The sequence below is a fragment of the Kitasatospora sp. NPDC004240 genome (genome assembly GCF_053603215.1).
In genome coordinates this window covers 1-1,403 of sequence record NZ_JBSGFD010000449.1, presented here as the reverse complement: position 1 = coordinate 1,403, position 1,403 = coordinate 1, and the positions used below count along the sequence as shown (strand labels likewise).

2 protein-coding genes are annotated in these 1,403 nt (G+C 75.5%); one reads left to right on the top strand and one right to left on the bottom strand.

Annotated elements, in window-relative coordinates:
- Positions 1-170: 170 nt before the first annotated feature.
- Positions 171-911, bottom strand: a complete 741-nt coding sequence (locus tag ACWEQL_RS42440) for a lysoplasmalogenase (RefSeq protein WP_452156981.1) — start codon at positions 909-911, stop codon at positions 171-173.
- Positions 912-1,151: 240 nt separating this feature from the next.
- On the opposite strand from ACWEQL_RS42440, the gene ACWEQL_RS42435 reads away from it, so the two are divergent.
- The coding region (locus ACWEQL_RS42435) for a hypothetical protein (RefSeq protein ID WP_452156979.1) at positions 1,152-1,403 on the top strand (252 nt) is incomplete at its 3' end.

The following is a 1,403-nucleotide window of genomic DNA, read 5'->3' as shown; positions in this document are numbered from 1 at the left end:
TTGAACCGCGCGGCCCCATCGAGACCGAAGCAGCCCGCCGCCTCGCCGACGACCTCAAGAACCAGTAATCATCCGATTACCCAACACTTTCTGAGGCCGGGGAGTGGCGTGGTGCGAAGGCGCCGCCGGACGGTGTCCGGCGGCGCCTCGTCGCTCACACGGTCACAGGCTCACACGGTCGCCGGTTCGCGGGAGCCGGCCCGCAGGGCGCCGCTGGCCAGCAGGTACTGGGCCAGCAGATAGGTCGCCATGATCCAGAACTGATGCCCCGGCAGCTGCCGCCACTTCGCCAGCTTGGTGGCGATCAGCGTGTCGGAGAGCAGGAACAGCGCCCCGCCCAGGCCGGTCCGCGGCCCCAGGCCCGCCGAGGTGACCGCGGTGGCGGCGAGCAGCAGGCTGTAGCCGGCCACCGGGATCCGCAGGTCGCCGAGGTCCGGCCAGAGCTGACCGATTATCGCCGCCCAGGCCGCCGCGTACGCGGCCGCCACCAGCGCGGTCCGCCGCCGGTCGGTGAGCGCCCCCTGCCGGACGAACATGGTCACGTAGCAGACGTGCGCGGCGGCGAAGGAGCCCATGCCGGCCAGGAAGGCCGGGTCGTTGCCGAGCTGGAGCAGCACGTCCCCGCCGGTGCTCGCCACCAGCGCCGGCACCAGCAGCCCCGGCGCGCCCCCGGAGCCCGCCGCCACCGCCGGGCCGGCCGACGCGCGGCCGGCCGGGGCCGCGGCGGCCAGCCCGCTGTGCGCGGCGAGCAGCGGCATCAGGGTCGGCTTGGTGGCGTGCCGCAGCACCTCGGAGCCGGCCAGGATCGCGCCCAGATGGGCCGCCGAGGCGGCCGCGTAGCCGGTGAGCAGCCCGGTGGCGGAGCCGAGCCGGCGGGAGAGAACGGCGCGGGCGGTCGTACGGATGCTCATGCGGCGGTGTCCTTCGGGGGGTCGGGCGGGCCCACTCGTTGAACCCAGGGTCCGTCTCTCGGTTTCGGCGGACCCGGCGAGGACCCGACGGACAGACCCTAGGCGACGCCGGCGCCCCGGTGGAAGGCTTTGTTACCGGCGCGTAGGGGTGGGTGGGGCGGAGGTGACCTGTGGGTGCCCGGCCGGGCCCCCCGGTTGCCGCCACCGGGGCCGCGCGCACCGTCTAGTCTGGTCGACGACATGAAGCAGCACGAGTACGCGGCCGGCGCCACGCGGGTGCCGGGGAGCAGGTCGGACGGTGCGGGACGGGGGACCGTGACGGCCGACGCCGCCGTACGCGCGGACCGGCCTGACGCCCCGGCGGCGTCCCCGGACCCAGGGCTGCTGCGGCTCGCGCTGCTGGACGTCGTCCCCAACCACTGCTCCAGCGCGCACCCGTGGTTCCGCAAGGCCCTGGCCAACGGCCCCGGTAGCCCCGAGCGGGCGCGGTTC